This is a genomic window from Pseudomonas delhiensis (assembly GCF_900187975.1).
Taxonomy (GTDB): domain Bacteria; phylum Pseudomonadota; class Gammaproteobacteria; order Pseudomonadales; family Pseudomonadaceae; genus Pseudomonas; species Pseudomonas delhiensis.
Genome location: NZ_FZPC01000004.1, coordinates 136598 through 155301, shown reverse-complemented (window position 1 = coordinate 155301; position 18704 = coordinate 136598). Strand labels below are relative to the sequence as shown.

The following is an 18704-nucleotide window of genomic DNA, read 5'->3' as shown; positions in this document are numbered from 1 at the left end:
CGCGAGGCCCGGCCATGACCGCCGCACTCACTCCGCTCGCCACCCCCTCCGCCGCCCAGCCGGCCAGGCCCGCCGCGCAGCCCTTCGGCCCGCGCATCCTGGTAGGCATGCTCGGCGTGCTGGTCGCCTCGCTCAGCGCCGGGCTCAACGACAAGGTCACCGACCTGGCGATGACCGACGTGCGCGGCGCCCTGGCCATCGGCCACGACGAAGGCACCTGGCTGCTGGCGCTGTACGCCGCCTTCCAGGTCGCCGCCATGGCCTTCGCGCCCTGGTTCTCGGTGACCTTCTCGCTGCGCCGCTTCACCCTCGGCGCCATCGTCGCCTTCGCCCTGCTGGCGCTGCTCTGCCCCTTCGCCCCCAACGTGCAGACGCTGTACCTGCTGCGCGCCCTGCAGGGCCTGGCCGGCGGCTGCCTGCCGCCGATGCTGATGACAGTGGCGCTGCGCTTCCTGCCGCCGGGCATCAAGCTCTACGGCCTGGGCGCCTATGCCCTGACCGCCACCTTCGCGCCCAACCTGGGCATGCCGCTGGCGGCGCTGTGGACCGAGTACGTCGGCTGGCAGTGGGTGTTCTGGCAGGTCATCCCGCTGTGCGCCTTCGCCCTGGCCGCGGTGGCCTGGGGCATCCCCCAGGACCCGCCGCGCCTGGAACGCTTCCGCCAGTTCGACTGGATAGGCGTGGCCCTCGGCCTGCCGGGCATCCTCATGCTGGTGCTGGGCCTGCTGCAGGGCGAGCGCCTGGACTGGTTCGCGTCCGACCTGGCCACCCTGCTGGTGGTGGGCGGCGCGGCGCTGCTGGTGGCCTTCTTCCTCAACGAGTGGACGCACCCGCTGCCGTTCTTCCGCCTGGACCTGCTCAAGCGGCGCAACCTCAGCCACTCGCTGCTGACCCTCGGTGGCATCCTGGTGGTGCTCGGCGCCTGCGCCGGCGTGCCGGCCTCGTACCTGGCCGCCGCCCACGGCTACCGCCCGCTGCAGAGCGCGCCCATGGCCCTGCTGGTGGCCCTGCCGCAGCTGCTGACGCTGCCACTGGTGGCCGGGCTGTGCAACATCCCCCGCGTCGACTGCCGCTGGGTGCTGGCCATCGGCATCGCCCTGTGCGGCCTCTCCGCCTACGGCATGAGCCAGCTGACCAGCGACTGGACGCGGGACGACTTCTACCTGCTGCTCAGCCTGCAGATCGTCGGCCAGCCCATGGCGGTGGTGCCGCTGCTGATGTCCGCCACCAGCGTGGTGGCGCCCATCGAGGGGCCCTTCGCCTCGGCCTGGTTCAACAGCGTGCGGGCCTTCGCCGCGGTGGTCGGCAGCAGCCTGGTGGGCATCCTCATGACCTGGCGCGAGCACTACCACTCCAACCGCCTGGTCGACCACCTCGGCGCCGCGCCCCAGGCCCTGGGCCTGCGCCTCGGCCAGCTCGACGGCGAGCTGCCGCGCCTGGCCGCCCAGGTCCACGGCCAGGCCAGCGTGCTGGCCGCCGCCGACACCCTCTGGTGCATGGCCTGGCTGGCCGCCGCCCTGCTCCCGCTGATCGCCGTGATGCCGCTGCGGGTCTACCCGCCGCGCCCGGTCGCCCCCGTTCACTGAAATCCGGAAAAGACACCATGTCCAAGACCGCCCTCACCTCCCGCCGCGCCAGCCTGCTGCTGGCCGCGGTCGTGCTGCTCGCCGCCCTGGCCTGGCTGCTGCTGCGCCTGCTCGGCCCGGAGCGCGAACAGAGCACCGACGATGCCTACGTGCACGCCGACTTCACCCTGGTGGCGCCCAAGGTCGCCGGCACCGTGGAAAGCGTGCGGGTGGAAGACAACCAGCCGGTGAAGGCCGGCCAGCTGCTGGCGCGCATCGATGCGCGCGACTACCGGGCCGCGCTGGCCGCCGCCGAGGCCGACCTGCTCTCGGCGCGGGCGCGCCTGCGCCACGTCGGCGCCGACCTGGAGCGCCAGCAGGCGGTGATCGCCCAGAGCGCCGCCCAGGTCGAGGCCGACCAGGCCAGCCAGCGCTTCGCCCGCCAGGAGCTGGAGCGCTACCAGAGCCTCGCCAGCCGGGGCGCCGGCACCCTGCAGAACGCCCAGCAGGCGCGCTCGCGCCTGGACAACGCCCAGGCCGCCCTGGACAAGGCCCGCGCCGCCCACCTGGCCGCACGCAAGCAGCTGGAAGTGCTGCAGGCCCAGCAGATGGAGGCGCAGAGCGCGGTGCAGCGCACCCAGGCGCAGCTCGAGCAGGCGCAGTTGAACCTGTCCTACTGCGAGATCCGCGCGCCCTTCGACGGCATGGTCGGCCGCCGCGGCGTGCGCGTCGGCGCCTACGTCACCCCGGGCAGCCCGCTGCTGGCGGTGGTGCCGCTGCAGCAGGCCTACGTGGTCGGCAACTTCCAGGAAACCCAGCTCACCGAGGTGCGCCCCGGCCAGGCCGTCAGCGTGCGCGTCGACACCTTCCCCGGCGCGGTGCTGCGCGGCCACGTCGACAGCATCGCCCCGGCCACCGGCCTGAGCTTCGCGCCCATCGCCCCGGACAACGCCACCGGCAACTTCACCAAGGTGGTGCAGCGCATCCCGGTGAAGATCGTCCTGGAGCCGGACCAGGCGCTGCTGGCCCACCTGCGCGTGGGCATGTCGGTGGTCGCCAGCATCGACACCGCCTCCGCCGGCGGCGAACGGGTGGCCGCGCAATGAAGCACGCCCCGCTCCTGCTCGCCTGCCTGGCCCTGGGCGCCTGCACGCTCGGCCCGGACTTCCGCCGGCCCGACGCCCAGGCGCCGGCCGCCTGGAACGCCAAGGGCGACGACGTCGCCAGCCGCCCCGCCGACGGCGCCGTGGAAAGCCGCTGGTGGCGCCTGTTCGACGACCCGCAGCTGGACCGCCTGCAGGCCCGCGTGGCCGCCGGCAACCTCGACCTGCAGGCCGCCGCCGCGCGCCTGGAGCAGAGCCGCGCGATCCGCCAGGCCCTGGGCGCCGACGCCGTGCCGCAGGTGGACGGCAACGCCGGCTATGCACGCCAGCGCAATAGCGAGGTGGGCCTGTCCGACCCGTCCGGCGAGGGCGGCCGGCACAACTTCAACCAGCTCGACGCCGGCTTCACCCTGAGCTGGGAGCTGGACCTGTGGGGCCGCGTGCGCCGCGAGCTGGAGGCCGCCGAGGCGCAGGTGCGGGCCAGCGAGGAAAGCCGCCATGACGTGCTGGTGGCGGTACTGGCCGAAAGCGCCCGCGACTACGTGCAGCTGCGCGGCGAACAGGGCCGCGAGGCGATCCTGCGCGGCAACCTGGACATCGCCCGGCACAGCCTGGAGCTGACCCAGCTGCGCCGCGCCGAGGGCGTGGCCACCGAGCTGGACGTCGCCGAGGCCAAGGCCCAGGTGGCGGTCATCGAGTCGCAGCTGCCCGGCAGCCAGAAGCGCCAGGCGCGCCTGCTCAACGCCCTGGCCTACCTGCTCGGCGAGGAACCCGGCGCCCTGGCCGGCGAGCTGGCGCAGGCCAGGCCCATCCCGCGCCCGCCGCAAGCGGTGCCGGTGGGCCTGCCCGCGGAGCTGGCCCGGCGCCGCCCGGACATCCGCCAGGCCGAGGCCGTGCTGCACGCCGCCACCGCCAGCATCGGCGTGGCCCGGGCGGACTTCTACCCACGTATCAGCCTCAACGGCGACTTCGGCTTCCAGGCCCTGCAACTGGCCAACTTCGGCGACTGGAACAGCCGCACCTTCGGCATCGGCCCCAGCCTGCGCCTGCCGATCTTCGAGGGCGGCCGGCTGAAGGGCACGCTCGCCCTGCGCGAGGCCCAGCAGCAGGAAGCGGCCATCGCCTACCGGCGCACGGTGCTCAACGCCTGGCGCGAGGTGGACGACGCGCTCAACGACTACGCCGCCGACCAGCGCGAGCTGGCGGCCCTGGACGAGGCGGTGGAACACGGCCGCACGGCCCTGGCCAATGCCCGCGAGCAGTACAAGGCCGGCGCGGTGGACTTCCTCAACGTGCTGAGCGCCCAGCGCGAACTGCTGGCCAGCGAGGAACGCCAGGTGCGCAGTAGCGAGGCGGTGGGGGTGAACCTGGCGCTGTTGTACAAGGCGTTGGGGGGCGGGTGGGAGCAGGAGCCCGCGGGATCGTAGGGCGAATAACCGTTCGCGGTTATCCGCCGCCTGACCTTGGCCCCACGCAGCTCCGGCCTCGGCCTCGAAGCCGGGAGCGAGATGGGTGTAACGGCGTACAACCGCGAACGGTTGTACGCCCTACGCTTGCCGGGGGCTCTGTGCGATGCGAGAGCACCCTCTCCCCAGCCCTCTCCCGCAAGCGGGAGAGGGGGCTAGTCCTCTGCCAGCTGAAATAACAGAGTACTCCTGTAATTACCGGCTGACGCCTGACTATCGCCCAGCTCCGAACGGTCCCCTCTCCCTTCAGGGCGGGGCGCGCAGCCGAGGGTTAGGGAGAGGGAACGGAGTCAACCCGAGACACCGCAGCCTCCGGGAAACTCCATTCGTGAGCAAGAACTGGGCGTCCCCTCGATCCTACAAAAAGCGCGCCCTAGCGCGAGGCCTTCCTCCGCAGCGCCGCCGGGCTGAACTCGGCCACGTCCGGGGCCGGCTTGCTGAAGTCGGCGGTGCCGGGCTCCTCGTTGTCCAGCCACTGCACGCTGTAGCGCCGCGACTGCAGGTCGTGGAAGGTGTCCAGGGCGGTCCAGACCATGGGCTGCTCGTAGAAGTTCTTCAGGTAGGCCATGGAGACGCGCCACAGCTCGCCGCGGCCGTCGTACTGGTCGACCACCGCCGCGCCCCAGCTGTCCTCGTCGAGGTACAGGGTGCGCTTGCTGTAGATGTGCCGCGCGCCGGGCTTGAGCTTGCCTTCCACCACCCACACCCGGTGCAGTTCGTAGCGGGTGTATTTCGGGTTGATGTGGCCGGGGGTGAGCAGGTCCTTGTATTTCACCTCGGGGCTGGTGACCCGATAGTTGTTGTAGGGGATGTAGATCTCCTTCTTGCCCACGAGGGTCCAGTCGTAGCGGTCCGGCGCGCCGTTGTACATGTCGGTGTCGTCGGCGGTGCGCAGGCCGTCGGAGTCCTCGATCGGGGTGTCGTAGGCCAGCGTCGGCGCGCGCCGCACGCGGCGTTGGCCGGGGCTGTAGCCCCAGGCCTGGCGCGGTTCCCTGACCTGGTCGAGGGTCTCCTGCACCAGCGCGCCCTCGCCCACCAGGCGCGCCGGGGCGGTGGTGAAGGTCATGTAGTAGAACAGGGTGTTGCCCAACTGGTCGAAGCTGCCCTTGGGGTCGTAGAAGCGGAACAGCGCGGCATCCTGGCTGGTGACCAGCGAGTAGGCGCCGTTGCGCTGCACGCCGGTCTGCGCCGAGCGCCGCTCGATGTAGCTGCCGCGGTAGCGGGCGATGTGGTTCCACAGCGCCTCCAGGCCGCTCTGCGGGATCGGGAACGGCACCCCGCCGTAGGCGTCGGCGAAGCCGTTGCCGCCTTCCACCAGCTTGCCGCTGGTGGCGTTGCGGAAGGTGTTGTCGTACACCCACTGCGGCGCCGCGCCGCTGCGGCGGGTCTGGTACACCGGCATCTGGAAGCTGTCCGGGTAGGTGTTGAACAGGGCGACCTGGCCGGGGGTCAGGTGTGCCTTGTACTGCTCCAGGTTGGCCTTGGTGATGGTGAACTGCGGCTTGTCACCGGCGAAGGGGTCGACGTGGTGGCTGCCCGGGCCCTTGTAGCCTGCCGGGGCCTGGGTCAGGCCGCCGCTCCAGGCGGGGATGGTGCCGGCGGCGTTGCCGGCCTTCTCGGCGCCCAGGGGGGTCAGGCTGCTCTTGAGCTGCGCGGCCTGGTCGGCGCTCACCGCCGCGCGGGCATCGGTCGCCGCCAGGGCCGCCAGGGCCAGCAGCGCGATCATGGGTTTCTTGGCGATCATGCGAGTCTCCATCACCTGGCTGATCAGAACGAGTACTTGGCGCTGACCGAGACGTTGTCGCGGTCACGCATGGAGTTGTTCACCCCGGCGCCGTAGTAGTTGGTGTACTGCATGCCCACCTGGAAGCTGTTCAGGTAGGTGGCGTCGGCGCCCAGGGTGTAGGCCTTGCGCCCTTCGATGAAGTTGCCGGTGCGGTCCGAGTTGCCCTTGAAGTCGTCCTGGTAGACCACGTAGGGGCTGAGCTTCACGCCGGCGAACACGTCGTTCCAGGTACCGCTGAGCAGCAGGGTATAGCCGTAGCTGTCGCGGCTGATCTGGTCGCCGTCGTCGGAGCCGCCGACGTAGGACTTGTCCTGGGCGCCGACGAATTTGCGCTTGCTGCCGTCCCAGGCGGTGTATTCCAGGCTGCTGCCGCGGATGAACTCGCCGGCGACCTCGGCCACGCCCACCACCGAGTCGAAGGTCATGTGCGGGCCGAAGTTGTAGATGCCGGTCAGCGAGGCGTTGTAGGTCTCGGCGCGCTCGTAGTTCTGGAACAGCGAGCCGCGGCACAGTTGCTTGCCGGACACCGCCGCGCAGGCCTGGTCGGCCGGGATGTTGGCGTCGTAGAGGTTGGTCAGGCCGAGCACGCCCTGGGTCAGCAGGTCGCCGAGCAGGTCGTTGGTGGCCGAGATGCTGATCGGCATGTTCGGCCGGTAGGCCAGCTCGCCGGCCACCGAGGCGTCGCCCAGGGTGGTGTTGAAGCTGAAGCCGTACATGCGGATGTCTTCGACGTAGTCGCGCCGCGCCTGGGCGTTGCTGGCCAGGTCCAGGGTGGCCAGGCCGGGCACCGCCTCGCCCAGGCCCAGCGGGCCGAGCACGCCATTGAGGGCGGCGATGTCGGCGCCCTGGTAGCTGCGCAGGTCCACCGCCACCTGGGGTTCCTTGGCGTGGTAGTTGACGAAGTACAGGCCGAACTCGGTGGAGTTGAGCTGCTCGGCGATGTAGCGGAAGGCCACGCCGTATTCGCCGCTGTCGCGGGCGTCGAGGTCCTTGCCGACGCTGGCCACCTTGAAGGTGCCGGTGTTGGGGTTCAGGTAGGCGTTCGGGCCGGCCGGGCCGTTGCCGAGCAGGCCGAGCCCGGCCACCAGCGGGTAGCCGGCCAGCAGCTGCTTGAACGCCGGGCTGTCCTCGGTGGTGTAGGCGATGTCGCCGCCGTCGGCGAACAGGTCGGTGTCGGCGAAGTAGGTGCCCACCGGGTCCAGGCGCGTCTCCTTCCACTTCCACTGGTAGTAGCTTTCCATCGACAGGTTGTCGGTCAACCCGAGGTTGAAGCTCAGCGCCTCCACCGGCACCAGCACTTCCTTGAGCTCCGAGCCCGGCAGGTGGAAGCGCGAGGCGTCCACCGGGTTGATGGTGTTGATGCCGCCGCGGTAGAAGGTGCTCTCGCCCCAGTTCAGCACCTGGCGGCCGACACGGCCGGTGACCGGGTGCTCGGCGACGTCCCAGTCGCCCGAGAGGTAGGCGTCGAGCAGCTCGGCCTTGCGCCCGGCTATATGGCGGGTGTCCTGGGTGAAGCGGTCGTCGTCGGGGTAGGACTGGCTGGGGCGCTCGACGCCATCGGTGGTGCTCAGGTAGTCGTTGCGCTTGTCCATGATCTGCGTGTCGTAGTAGGCGGTGCCACGCATGAACAGGCCGTAGTTCTGGTACTTGGCCGAGAGGTCCGAGGTGATCTTGAACACCTGGGAGACCAGGCCCTTGTCGAAGTTGCGGTTGCCGTCGTCGGTGTTGATGTCGTCTATGTTCTCGGTCCCGCGGCCCTGCACACGCCACATGGCGCCATACGACAGGGTACTGTCCAGCGAGCCGGTGAGCTGGTTGTCGGCGAAGCTGAATTCGACGGCCTGGGCACTGCCCGCCACCAGCAACGGCAGCAACCCCATGAGCGCGCCGGCTCGCCTGGGCGCCCAGAACGCCTGGCAGCCCCAACCCCTTTCGATGCACGTACGACGGTTCATCGAAGCATTACCTCCATGACGGCCAAGATTTATCGCCCCGGGCATTGCGTCCGGCGCTGTTCTTATTCGTTTCTCGGCTGCTGGCCAGTGGCCCAGCAGTACAGCTCCACAGTGGCGCTTGCCGGCGCCCGCTGGCTCCTCTGGCGAATCCCCTGCACGCGGATTTTGGCACTATCGTGCAAGCAAGGTAACAAACTGTTTCCCAACTTGCCAACCCGAAAGCATGAACGCCCATGCCGCCGGCCATCGCACGAAAGCGCGATCCAGACGGATTGGACTTCAGGCAACGAAGGCCCGCAATGACAGGTCGCGCCACTGCGACTCACAAATCTGACCATCGGGACGACCACGGCAGGCCGTCGGCGACCGAAGGTACCGGGCGGCACCGGCCCGCGCCCAGGCGCAGCGGTGCGGCGGCGAGCGGCTATCCTATGGCCATAGCCCACCGGAAGCCTCGCCATGACCGCCGCCCCCTTCGCCATCCGCCCCCACGCCGACGAGGTCGAGGGCATGCCCATCCTGCGTGCCCTGCCCTCCGCGCAGTTCCGCAGCATCGGCCCCTTCGTGTTCTTCGACCACATGCTGGCCACCGACTTCGCGCCGGGCCAGGGCATGAACATCAACCAGCACCCGCACATCGGCCTGTCCACCCTCACCTACCTGTTCGAAGGCCAGGTGCAGCACAAGGACAGCCTGGGCTCGGACCAGCTGGTGCTACCCGGTGACGTCAGCTGGATGACCGCCGGGCGCGGCGTCGCCCACGTCGAACGCACCCCGCAGGCCTTGCGCGAGCGCGGTTCGCGCCTGCACGGGCTGCAGCTCTGGCTGGCCCTGCCGCAGGCCGAGGAAGGCCGCGAGCCGAGCTACAGCCACCACCCCGTGGCCAGCCTGCCGCAGAGCGAGAACCTGGGCGTGCGCATCCGCCTGATCGCCGGCAGCGGCTTCTGCCTGGCTTCGCCGGTGCCGGTGCTGTCGCCGACGCTGTACGCCGACATCGGGATGGTCGCCGGCAGCACCCTGACGCTGCCGCCCGAACATCCGCAACGGGCGCTCTACCTGCTGGAGGGCGAGGCCCTGCTGGACGACGAGCCCGTGCCGCTGCGCCAGCTGCTGGTCCTGCCCGAGGGCGAAAGCCCGGTGCTGAGCGCCTGCGCCGACTGCCGCGCGGTGCTGATCGGTGGCGCGCCGCTGGACGGCCCGCGGCGGATGAACTGGAACTTCGTCGCCAGCGACCCGGCGCTGATCGACGACGCCCGCCGGCGCTGGGCCGCCGGCGACTGGCCGAAGGTGCCCGGCGAAAGCGAGCGCATCGAGCTGCCGCGCTGAGCCGCGGCCCTCCCCCTTTCCCTCCACGACCTGGAGCTGCCATGCCAGAGCAGAATCGTCACGCCAGCGCACTCACGGTGCTCACCGTGCTCTTCTTCATGTGGGGCCTGATCACCTCGCTGAACGACGTGCTGGTGCCGCACCTGAAGGCGGTGTTCACCCTCAACTACGTGCAGGCGTCGCTGGTGCAGTTCAGCTTCTTCACCGCCTACTTCGTCATGTCCTTCCCGGCCGGCCGCCTGGTCGAGCGCCTGGGCTACAAGCGCGGGATCATCCTCGGCCTGGTCACCGCTGGAGTCGGATGCCTGCTGTTCCTGCCGGCAGCTGGCGCGCAGTCCTACCCGGCGTTCCTCGCCGCGTTGTTCATCCTGGCCTCGGGCATCACCCTGCTGCAGGTGGCGGCCAACCCCTACGTCACCGTGCTCGGCAGCCCGCAGTCGGCCGCCAGCCGGCTGAACATGACCCAGGCCTTCAACTCCCTGGGCACCACCGTCGGCCCGCTGGTGGGCTCGGTGACCATCCTCGCCATCGGCGCCGGCGCCGCCAGCGGGCTGGGCAGCGCCGCCGCCGAGGCCGACTCGGTGAAGACGCCCTACCTGGTGCTGGCCGCCCTGCTGTTCGCCATCGCCGTGCTGATCGGCCTGTTCCGCCTGCCGCAAATCACCCACGACGAGCCCAGCGACGGCGCGGCCGCCGGCAGGCACTCGCTGCTCGCCCACCGGCATCTGATATTCGGGGTGGTCGGCATCTTCGCCTACGTCGGCGCCGAGGTGGCCATCGGCAGCTACCTGGTCAGCCTGATGGGCCAGCCGGACATCGCCGGCCTGCCCGGCGAGCAGGCCAGCAAGTTCCTCTCGCTGTACTGGGGCGGCGCCATGGTCGGCCGCTTCATCGGCAGCGTGCTGATGCGCAGCATCCGCCCCAACCGCATCCTGGCCTTCAACGCGGTGACCAACGCCGTGCTGCTGGCGGTGGCCATCGGTGTGGGCGGCCACGTGGCGATGTGGGCGCTGATCCTCATCGGCCTGTTCAACTCGATCATGTTCCCGACCATCTTCTCCCTGGCCCTGGAAGGCCTGGGCAACCTGACCAGCAAGGGCTCGGGCCTGCTGTGCATGGCCATCGTCGGCGGCGCCCTGGTGCCGCTGGTGCAAGGCTTCTTCGCCGACCACATCGGCCTGCTCAATTCCTTCGCCATTCCGCTGGTGTGCTACCTGTACATCTGCTGGTTCGGCGCCCGTGGCTACCGGGCGGACGAGGCCAGGGCGACGCGGTTGGCGCAACCGTAGGGCGGATGATCGTGCGTGGTTATCCGCCGTTGGCCGCGCCACCTGGGCGTCCGGCGTGGCCGGTGAGTCCAATCGCGGACGGAGTCCTACGGGGAGCCCATGCTTCACGGCAAATTGTAGGAGCGGGCCCTGCCCGCGATTCGCGCGCAGGGCGCGCTCCTACAGGGGAATGGCATGGCTCGGCCCGCGTTGGAGCGGACTCTGTCCGCGATTTGGCGGATAACGCCGTAGGCGTTATGCGCCCTACCAACTATACCAGCGCTTATTCGCCGAACTTCTCGTCCAGCAGGTCGTACATCGCCTGGAATGCCCGGCGGGCCACCTTGGCGTCGTACTGCATCTTGCCCGGGATCTGCGCCTGCGGGTCGGTGAAGGAGTGCGCCGCGCCGCCGTAGCTGGTCAGGGCCCAGTCCACGCCGGCGTCGTTCATTTCCCTGGCGAAGTCGGCCAGTTGCTCGCGCGGCACCAGCGGGTCGATGGCGCCGTCGAGGACCAGCACCGAGCCCTTGATGTTCTTCGCATCCGCCGGGTTGGGCGAATCCAGGGTGCCGTGGAAGGACACCGCCGCGGCCAGCGGCGCGCCGTCGCGGGCCAGGTCCAGGGCGCAGCAGCCGCCGAAGCAGAAGCCGAAGGCGGCCAGCCTGGCGCTGTCGAGCGGTGCCTTGCCGGCCTGGGCCTGCAGCGCCTTGAAGGCCGCCTGCATGCGGCGGCGCAGGGCGGCGCGGTCGTTCTTCAGCGGCATCATGGCGGCGCCGGCCTGCTCCGGGCCGTCGGGGCGCACGTCCTTGCCGTAGAGGTCGGCCACCAGCACCACGTAGCCGTGGCCGGCGACCTGGCGGGCGATGTCCAGCGCGCCCTGGCTGACACCCAGCCAATTGGGCGCCATCAGCAGGCCGGGGCGCTGCACGGTGCTGGAGGCGTCGAAGACGAGCTGACCTTCGAAGGACACACCGTCGACTTCGTAAGCGACGGGTTGGACGCTGATCTGACTCATGGGTGACTTCCTTCAGTGGGAGTAGGAAAAGCACAAAGCCCGCGAAGGCGGGCTTTGTGTGAGGTTACCGGCTCAGGCGGAAAGTTCCACCAGCAGCTTGTTCAGCCGGCGCACGTAGGCGGCCGGGTCCTTGAGGCTGTCGCCGGCGGCCAGGGCGGCCTGGTCGAAGAGGATGTGCGCCAGCTCGCCGAAGCGGTCCTCGTCCGGCTCCGCATCCAGCTTCTCGATCAGCGGGTGGGCCGGGTTGAATTCGAAGATCGGCTTCGACTCCGGCACCTTCTGCCCGCTGGCCTCGAGGATCTGGCGCATCTGCAGGCCGAGGTCGGCCTCGCCGATGGCGAGGATCGCCGGCGAGTCGGTCAGGCGGTGCGACACGCGCACTTCGGCGACTTCCTCGCCGAGGGCGGCCTTCAGGCGCTCCACCAGGCCCTCTTTGGCCTTGGCCACTTCCTCCTGGGCCTTCTTGTCCTCTTCGGAGTCCAGCTTGCCCAGGTCCAGGTCGCCGCGGGCGACGTCGACGAAGTCCTTGCCGTCGAAGCTCGGCAGGTAGCTCATCAGCCACTCGTCGATGCGGTCGGTGAGCAGCAGCACCTCGATGCCCTTCTTGCGGAAGACTTCCAGGTGCGGGCTGTTCTTCACCTGGGCGTAGCTCTCGCCGGTGAGGTAGTAGATCTTGTCCTGGCCTTCCTTCATGCGGCCGAGGTAGTCGGCCAGGGACACGCTCTGCTCGCCGGACTCGTCGCTGGTGGAGGCGAAGCGCAAGAGGCCGGCGATCTTCTCCTTGTTGGCGAAGTCTTCCGCCGGGCCTTCCTTGAGGACCTGGCCGAAGTTCTTCCAGAAGCCCTTGTAGGCCTCGGCGTCGCTGCTCGCCAGCTTCTCCAGCATGTCCAGCACGCGCTTGGTCAGCGCCGACTTCATGGAGTCGATCACCGGGCCGGACTGGAGGATCTCGCGGGAGACGTTCAGCGACAGGTCGTTGGAGTCGACCACGCCCTTGATGAAGCGCAGGTACAGCGGCAGGAACTGCTCGGCCTGGTCCATGATGAACACGCGCTGCACATACAGCTTCAGCCCGCGCGGGGCCTCGCGGTGGTACAGGTCGAAGGGCGCGCGGCCGGGCACGTAGAGCAGCGAGGTGTACTCCAGCTTGCCTTCGACCTTGTTGTGGCTCCAGGTCAGCGGGTTCTCGAAGTCGTGGGCGGTGTGCTTGTAGAACTCCTGGTATTCCTCGTCCTTGATCTCGGTGCGCGGACGGGTCCAGAGGGCGCTGGCGCGGTTGACCACTTCCCATTCCGGCTCGGCCGGCTTGTCCTTCTCTTCGCCGTGGAATTCCTTCGGCAGCTCGATGGGCAGGGCGATGTGGTCGGAATACTTCTTGATGATGTTGCGCAGGCGCCAGCCGTCGGCGAACTCCTCTTCGCCGTCCTTCAGGTGCAGGACGATGCGGGTGCCGCGCTCGGGCTTGTCGAGGGTGGCGACTTCGAACTCGCCCTCGCCCTTCGACGACCAGTGCACGCCTTCGCTGGCGGAAGCACCGGCGCGGCGGGTGAAGACGTCGACCTTGTCGGCGACGATGAAGGCGCTGTAGAAGCCCACGCCGAACTGGCCAATCAGGTGCGAGTCCTTCTTCTGGTCGCCCGAGAGGTTCTTCAGGAAGTCGGCGGTACCGGACTTGGCGATGGTGCCCAGGTGCGCGATCACTTCCTCGCGGCTCATGCCGATGCCGTTGTCTTCGAGGGTGACGGTCCTGGCGTCCTTGTCGAAGCTGACGCGGATCTTCAGTTCGGCGCCGCCTTCGAGCAGTTCCGGCTTGGCCAGGGCCTCGAAGCGCAGCTTGTCGGCCGCGTCGGAGGCGTTGGAAATCAGCTCGCGGAGGAAGATTTCCTTGTTCGAATACAGGGAATGGATCATCAGGTGAAGCAGTTGCTTCACTTCGGTCTGAAAGCCCAGGGTCTCTTTCTGCGTCTCCACGCTCATAGGTTCTCGCTCCGAGGATGACAAAAGCCGCAGCGGGCGGCGGATGTCAGCGAGATGGGGGCTTCCTGATGCTTTTCAAGGGGTTGCCGCGACGGGCGTCACTGCGGCAGCAACTCGATGGCGCTGATCTCCGCGGGCCGCAGGCTGTAGCTGGCCTGGCCGGCGCCGGTGAGCAGGTGGCGGATGACCACCCGGCCGTTCGGGTCGAGGCCGGTGAACACGCCTTCGGCCACGCGCCCACGCTCGGTGGTCACGCGCATGCCGCGGTTGACGTAGCGCTGCGGCTCGGCCTGCAGGCGCTCCAGGCTCAGCGGCCGCGCCGCGTTGCCGGGCTGGGGCGCGGCGGGCTGGGGTTCGGCCGCCGGAACGCTGGCCTCGGCGCGCGGCGCCAGCTTCGGGTAGCGGTCGCCGCGCACCGTCCAGCCGCGGCTGGCGCTGCGCCCGAGCTCCAGGTCCAGGTGCTGGGGCTCGCCGTCCAGGCTGAAGTCCAGCGGCACCTGCAGGATCGGGCCCAGGGGCTCCAGGCGCGTCTCGGGCAGTTCCAGCTGGCGGCCCGGGAAGCGCCGCTGCAGGTAGTCGCGCAGGACGTAGGCCAGGGTGTCGGCGGAGTCGAAACGGGTGTCCACCTGGCCGTCGCGGTAGCGCAGGCGGTCGGTGTACAGCTCGATGCGGCCGCTGAGGGTGGTGCGGTACTCCGTCGGCAGCACCAGGTGGAAGTCGCCGCGCAGGCGGTTGGGCGCCTCGGGCCGCAGGTCCAGATGCAAGCTGTAGCCGCTGCCCAGGCGCACGGCCTCGGGCAGGTCGGCGCCCGGCGCCAGCCAGCTGACCTCCACCACGGGCCGCGGCCCACGGTCGTCCGGCAGCACGTCCAGGCGCAGCGCGCCCCGCGGCTGGGCCGGCAGGCGGATGCGCACTTCGCGGTGGGCATAGAAGTCCTGGCCTTCGCGCAGGCTAAGCACGCCGTCGATCAGCTCCGCCTGCTGCGGCGCGAAGGCCTGGCCATCGAGTTCGCCGCGCAGGGCGATGTCCAGCTCCGGCGCCGCCACGGGCCCGCTGCGCAGCCATTGCAGGCTGAGGATGGCTTCCAGCCGCGCGCTGTCGTGGCTGGCGAGCATGGCCAGGCCGACGACCAGGGGGATGCAGCCCAGGGCGCCGAGGAACAGCGCCTTGCGCGCGAAGCCCCAGTGCCGCGCCAGGAACACCGGCGCCAGGGGCGGCAGCAGGCAGGCCAGGCCCCACAGCGGGCCGCGCTCGAATGCCAGCATGACCAGCCAGGCGTAGCCGGCCAGCGCCAGCAGCAGCCCGCCGAGGATCAGCAGCGTGTCCATCGCGCCCCGGGCCTCAGGCGCCGTCGACCTTGAAATGCGCCCGCGCGGTGGCGATCGGCTCGGCGCGGCTGGTCTGCCAGGCGGTGATGGCGACGTTGGCCACGCGCCGGCCCTGGCGCCACACCTGGCACTGGGCGTAGGTGTCGCGGAAGTGCCCGGCGCGCAGGTAGTCGACGGAGAAGTCGATGATCTTCGGCAGGTGCGGCACGCCCATGAGCATCAGCAGGTGCAGCATGGCTGCGTGTTCCATGAAGCCGGCGATCACCCCGCCGTGCAGCGCCGGCAGGGTCGGGTTGCCGATGTTGTCGCGGCTGGCCGGCAGGTGGAAGATCACCTCCTCGCCCAGGCGCAGGCAGCGGATGCCGATCAGCCGGGCGTAGGGGATCATCTCCAGCAGCGGGCTGAAGTCGTTGTCCTGGTGCATCTGGCGCAGCAGGCTCTCGATGTTCGGGGTGCTCATGCGCCCTCCCCCTTGCCGCCCGCCGGGCCGCCGACGGCGCCCTTGCCCAGGCGCATGAAGGTGCCGACCACGTGGGCGATGGGCTCCTGCGGGTCGTCCTGGTAGGCGATGCCGCGGGTGAAGATGACGGTGGGCGTGACGCGGTAGCACTCGGCGAACCCGAAAATGTCCTTGTGCGGCTCGGCCGGGTGCATGTAGTCGATGCGCAGGTCGAGGGTCGGGCAGATCTCGAACTGCGGCAGCACGCAGAGCGTCGAGATGCCGCAGGTGGTGTCCATCAGGGTGGTGATGGCGCCGCCATGGATGACGCCGGTTTCCGGGTTGCCAACGATCGCTTCGCTATAAGGCAGGCGCAGGGTCAGGCCTTTTTCGTCCGCGGCGTGGGCCGCGATACCCAGCACCTGGCAATGGCGCAGGACGGCGAGGAAGCGTTGCGCGCGCTCTAGAATGGACATTTCACTCATGCGGATCGGGGCCCCGGGATGCTCGATGGCGCATGATACTCCGCCGCCAATGGGCTGCGCAGTGAATAATCGTAGCGCCGGCGCAAACTTGCATTGAACTTCTGAGGCGGGCCTCAGCTCAAAGGGCTAACACCAGGAACGCCGCACATGGAGGCTCCACGATGAAAAAAACCCTTCCCTTCGCTCTGATGCTGGTTGCAGGCCTGACCTTGGCCGGTTGCGACAAGAAAGAAGAGCCCAAGGCACCGCCGGCCACGCCGAGCACCGAGCAGCCGGCGACCCCGGCGCCGACCACGCCACCGGCCAACGAAGCCGCTCCGGCGCCGACCACCCCGGCTCCGGACACCGCGCCGGCACCGTCCAACGAGGAGCAGAAGTAACAGCCCGCTCCCCGTACAACGCACAAGGCCCGCATTCGCGGGCTTTGTCGTTTCTTCACTCCGGCTCCTTCGCCGGCTCCACCTGGGGCGTGGGGGTGAACACCATCACCTTGAGCACGTCGGAGTGGAACTCGCGCTGGTACAGCACCCCGACCACGCCGGCGGTAACCAGCATGAAGATCCAGGGGTTGATGAACCAGGCCAGCATGGCCAGGCCGAAGTAGTAGGAACGCAGGCCCTGGTTGAACTGGTGCGCGGCCATGGACACCACCCGCGCGGCGCGCTCGGCGAAGGCGTTGCGCTCCTGCTCGCCGACGTGGCGCTCGCCGATCATCGGCGCCGAGCCCACCAGCACGGCGGCGAAGTTGTACTGGCGCATGCACCAGCTGAAGGTGAAGAAGGCATACACGAACACCACCGCCAGGCACAGCAGCTTCAGCTCCGACAGCCCACGGGTCGGCGAGGCCACGAAAGGCAGGTCGGCCAGCACCGACACGGTGCGCTCGGCCGACCCCAGCAGGGTGAGGATGCCGGCCAGGATGATCAGGGTGCTGGAGGCGAAGAACGAGGCGTTGCGCTCCAGGTTGCCGATCACGCTGGCGTCGGCCACGCGGTTGTCGCGCAGCAGCAGGCGGCGCATCCAGTCCTTGCGGTACAGGTGCAGCACGCTGGCCAGGCATGCGGTGTCGCGGGCCCTGTGGCTGGCGTAGCGGGCATAGCCGACCCAGCAGAGGGTGAACCAGAGCATGGCCAGCAGGTTCCACAGGTACTGGATATCGAAGAGGTCGACGACGTCGGTCATGGTCTTCCTTGGCGGGCCCTGTCGGCGGGCCCGGCCTGTTGATGGGGTAATGGCGGGAGAACGCGGCAGATAGACGCCGGATATTTGCGGGAAGACACGTGATCGCGTCTGCTCCCGTCCTATTGCAAGAGACCTTGTCCGCGAATGGCGTTCACCGGCGGCGCCGTGCTTTGGATTGACGCCTTCCCCTCTCCCCAACCCTCTCCCGCAAGCGGGAGAGGGGGCTGTCCGGCATGAATGCGAAGTTCGGTTTCAACCTGTAGGAGCGCGCCCTGCGCGCGAAATCGCGGGCAGGGCCCGCTCCTACGACCGTGCCCAACCGTAAGGCGAATAACCGTTCGCGGTTATCCGCCGCCAGCCGGAACACCGGTGTCCGGGACCATTGGCGGATAACGAAAAAGGCCGCCTCGTGGGCGGCCTTACTCGTTGCGCGGACCCGGTCAGGCCACGGCTTCGCTGGGCTCGCCCAGCAGGCGGTCGACCACCACCATCACGGCGAGCATGGCCACCGAGGGGATCAGCCAGGCCAGGCCCTGCTCGGACAGCGGCAGGTGGGCCAGCCACTGGGGCAGGGCGAAGCCGGCGCCCTTGAGCGCATCGACCATGCCGAAGGCCAGCGATACCACCATCACCGGCGCGACTATGCGCGTCTGCGACTTCCACAGGCCGGCGCAGAAGCTCAGCGCCACCAGCACGATGCACGGCGGGTAGATGGCGGTCAGCACCGGCACCGAGAACTGGATCAGCTTGGTCAGGCCGAGGTTGGACACCAGCAGCGAGAAGCCGGCCAGGATCACCACCAGGCTGCGGTAGGACAGCGGCAGGATGCGGCAGAAGTACTCGGCGCAGGCGCAGGTCAGGCCCACCGCGGTGACCAGGCAGGCCAGGGCGATGAGCACGGCGAGGAAGCCGCTGCCCAGGGAACCGAAGGTGTGTTGCACGTAGGCGTGCAGCACGGCCGCGCCATTGGTGGCGCCGGCGGCGATGTCGTGGCTGCCCGAGCCCAGGCGGAACAGGCTGATGTACACCAGCGCCAGCCCTACCCCGGCGATCAGCCCGGCGATCACCGCATAGCGGGTGATCAGGCGTGGCGACTGCACGCCGCGGGAGCGGATGGCGTTGACGATGACGATGCCGAAGACCAGGGCGCCCAGGGTGTCCATGGTCAGGTAGCCGTTGATGAAGCCCTGGGAGAAGGCCGCGTGCTCGTAGCTCGGCTCGGCCTGGCCGATGGTGCCGGCCGGCAGCATGAAGGCGGCGATGCCCAGCGCCGCCAGGGCGATGATCTTCAGCGGGGCGAGGAAACGGCCCACGGTGTCCAGCAGCTTGCCCGGGTACAGCGAGATCACCAGGACCACCAGGAAGTACGCCAGGCTGTAGAGGAACAGCGGCAGCGAACCGTCACCGGTGAGCGGCGCCAGGCCCACTTCGAAGGACACGGTGGCGGTACGCGGGGTGGCGAACAGCGGGCCCACGGAGAGGTAGCAGACCGCCGCCAGCAGGCCGCCGGCGACGCGCCCGATGGGGTGGCTGAGGGTGTCCATGGCGCCACCGACCTTGGCCAGGGCGACCACGGTGATGACCGGCAGGCCGACCGCGGTGATCAGGAAGCCGAGGGCCGCCATCCATACGTGCGGGCCCGAGTGCAGGCCGACGATGGGCGGGAAGATGATGTTGCCGGCCCCGACGAACAGGGCGAAGGTCATAAAGCCGAGCGCCAGGATGTCCTGGCCTTTCAAGACGTTCATTCAGGGGAATACCACAGTGCTGAAACGGTTTCGTGGCCTGCCAGGGCACAACGGCCGAACG

15 protein-coding genes are annotated in these 18704 nt (G+C 69.3%); 6 read left to right on the top strand and 9 right to left on the bottom strand.

Annotated features, from left to right (window positions below):
* Positions 1 to 14 precede the first annotated feature (14 nt).
* Genes CHC02_RS05030 through CHC02_RS05020 form a run of 3 tightly spaced genes read left to right on the top strand, consistent with a single transcriptional unit; the run spans position 15 to position 4095 of the window.
* Entirely contained in the window at positions 15 to 1586 is a 1572-nt protein-coding gene (locus CHC02_RS05030) for an MFS transporter (protein ID WP_089390408.1), read from the top strand.
* A 17-nt stretch (positions 1587 to 1603) separates the two neighbouring features.
* Complete coding sequence (locus tag CHC02_RS05025) at positions 1604 to 2671, top strand: HlyD family secretion protein (RefSeq protein ID WP_089390407.1); 1068 nt, start codon at positions 1604 to 1606, stop codon at positions 2669 to 2671.
* The gene (locus CHC02_RS05020) at positions 2668 to 4095 is read left to right on the top strand and encodes an efflux transporter outer membrane subunit (protein WP_089390406.1); all 1428 of its coding nucleotides are present in this window, start codon (positions 2668 to 2670) and stop codon (positions 4093 to 4095) included. The genes CHC02_RS05025 and CHC02_RS05020 overlap by 4 nt, the downstream gene beginning before the upstream one ends.
* Before the next feature lie 412 nt (positions 4096 to 4507).
* Here CHC02_RS05020 and CHC02_RS05015 read toward each other — a convergent pair whose 3' ends face one another.
* Together CHC02_RS05015 and CHC02_RS05010 are read right to left on the bottom strand one after the other, a co-directional pair.
* The gene (locus CHC02_RS05015) at positions 4508 to 5878 is read right to left on the bottom strand and encodes a DUF1329 domain-containing protein (protein ID WP_089390405.1); all 1371 of its coding nucleotides are present in this window, start codon (positions 5876 to 5878) and stop codon (positions 4508 to 4510) included.
* A gap of 23 nt (positions 5879 to 5901) precedes the next feature.
* Positions 5902 to 7875: a DUF1302 domain-containing protein gene (locus tag CHC02_RS05010; protein WP_089390404.1), complete on the bottom strand. Its 1974-nt coding sequence runs from the start codon at positions 7873 to 7875 to the stop codon at positions 5902 to 5904.
* Between the two features lie 459 nt (positions 7876 to 8334).
* On the opposite strand from CHC02_RS05010, the gene CHC02_RS05005 reads away from it, so the two are divergent.
* Entirely contained in the window at positions 8335 to 9201 is an 867-nt protein-coding gene (locus CHC02_RS05005) for a pirin family protein (protein ID WP_089390403.1), read from the top strand.
* Positions 9202 to 9242: 41 nt separating this feature from the next.
* The gene (locus CHC02_RS05000) at positions 9243 to 10490 is read left to right on the top strand and encodes a sugar MFS transporter (RefSeq protein ID WP_089390402.1); all 1248 of its coding nucleotides are present in this window, start codon (positions 9243 to 9245) and stop codon (positions 10488 to 10490) included.
* A 262-nt stretch (positions 10491 to 10752) separates the two neighbouring features.
* On the opposite strand, the gene CHC02_RS04995 is transcribed toward CHC02_RS05000, so the two are convergent.
* From CHC02_RS04995 to CHC02_RS04975, 5 genes are all read right to left on the bottom strand, one after another.
* Entirely contained in the window at positions 10753 to 11484 is a 732-nt protein-coding gene (locus tag CHC02_RS04995) for a dienelactone hydrolase family protein (RefSeq protein WP_089390401.1), read from the bottom strand.
* A gap of 72 nt (positions 11485 to 11556) precedes the next feature.
* Positions 11557 to 13461, bottom strand: coding sequence for a molecular chaperone HtpG (gene htpG, locus CHC02_RS04990; RefSeq protein ID WP_089390400.1), 1905 nt, complete (start codon positions 13459 to 13461; stop codon positions 11557 to 11559).
* A gap of 98 nt (positions 13462 to 13559) precedes the next feature.
* Positions 13560 to 14789 (bottom strand): MFS transporter, encoded by a 1230-nt coding sequence (locus tag CHC02_RS04985; protein WP_089390399.1) that lies wholly within the window; start codon positions 14787 to 14789, stop codon positions 13560 to 13562.
* 13 nt (positions 14790 to 14802) lie between these two features.
* Positions 14803 to 15249: a PaaI family thioesterase gene (locus CHC02_RS04980; protein WP_089390398.1), complete on the bottom strand. Its 447-nt coding sequence runs from the start codon at positions 15247 to 15249 to the stop codon at positions 14803 to 14805.
* The gene (locus CHC02_RS04975) at positions 15246 to 15713 is read right to left on the bottom strand and encodes a PaaI family thioesterase (protein ID WP_089390397.1); all 468 of its coding nucleotides are present in this window, start codon (positions 15711 to 15713) and stop codon (positions 15246 to 15248) included. Before CHC02_RS04975 ends, CHC02_RS04980 begins: the two co-directional genes overlap by 4 nt.
* A 161-nt stretch (positions 15714 to 15874) precedes the next feature.
* Between CHC02_RS04975 and CHC02_RS04970 the strand changes: the two genes are divergently transcribed.
* Positions 15875 to 16093, top strand: a complete 219-nt coding sequence (locus tag CHC02_RS04970) for a hypothetical protein (RefSeq protein WP_089390396.1) — start codon at positions 15875 to 15877, stop codon at positions 16091 to 16093.
* Between the two features lie 55 nt (positions 16094 to 16148).
* Here CHC02_RS04970 and CHC02_RS04965 read toward each other — a convergent pair whose 3' ends face one another.
* Together CHC02_RS04965 and brnQ are read right to left on the bottom strand one after the other, a co-directional pair.
* The gene (locus tag CHC02_RS04965) at positions 16149 to 16895 is read right to left on the bottom strand and encodes a DUF599 domain-containing protein (RefSeq protein WP_089390395.1); all 747 of its coding nucleotides are present in this window, start codon (positions 16893 to 16895) and stop codon (positions 16149 to 16151) included.
* 440 nt (positions 16896 to 17335) lie between these two features.
* Positions 17336 to 18643, bottom strand: coding sequence for a branched-chain amino acid transport system II carrier protein (brnQ, locus tag CHC02_RS04960; RefSeq protein WP_089390394.1), 1308 nt, complete (start codon positions 18641 to 18643; stop codon positions 17336 to 17338).
* Positions 18644 to 18704 lie beyond the last annotated feature (61 nt).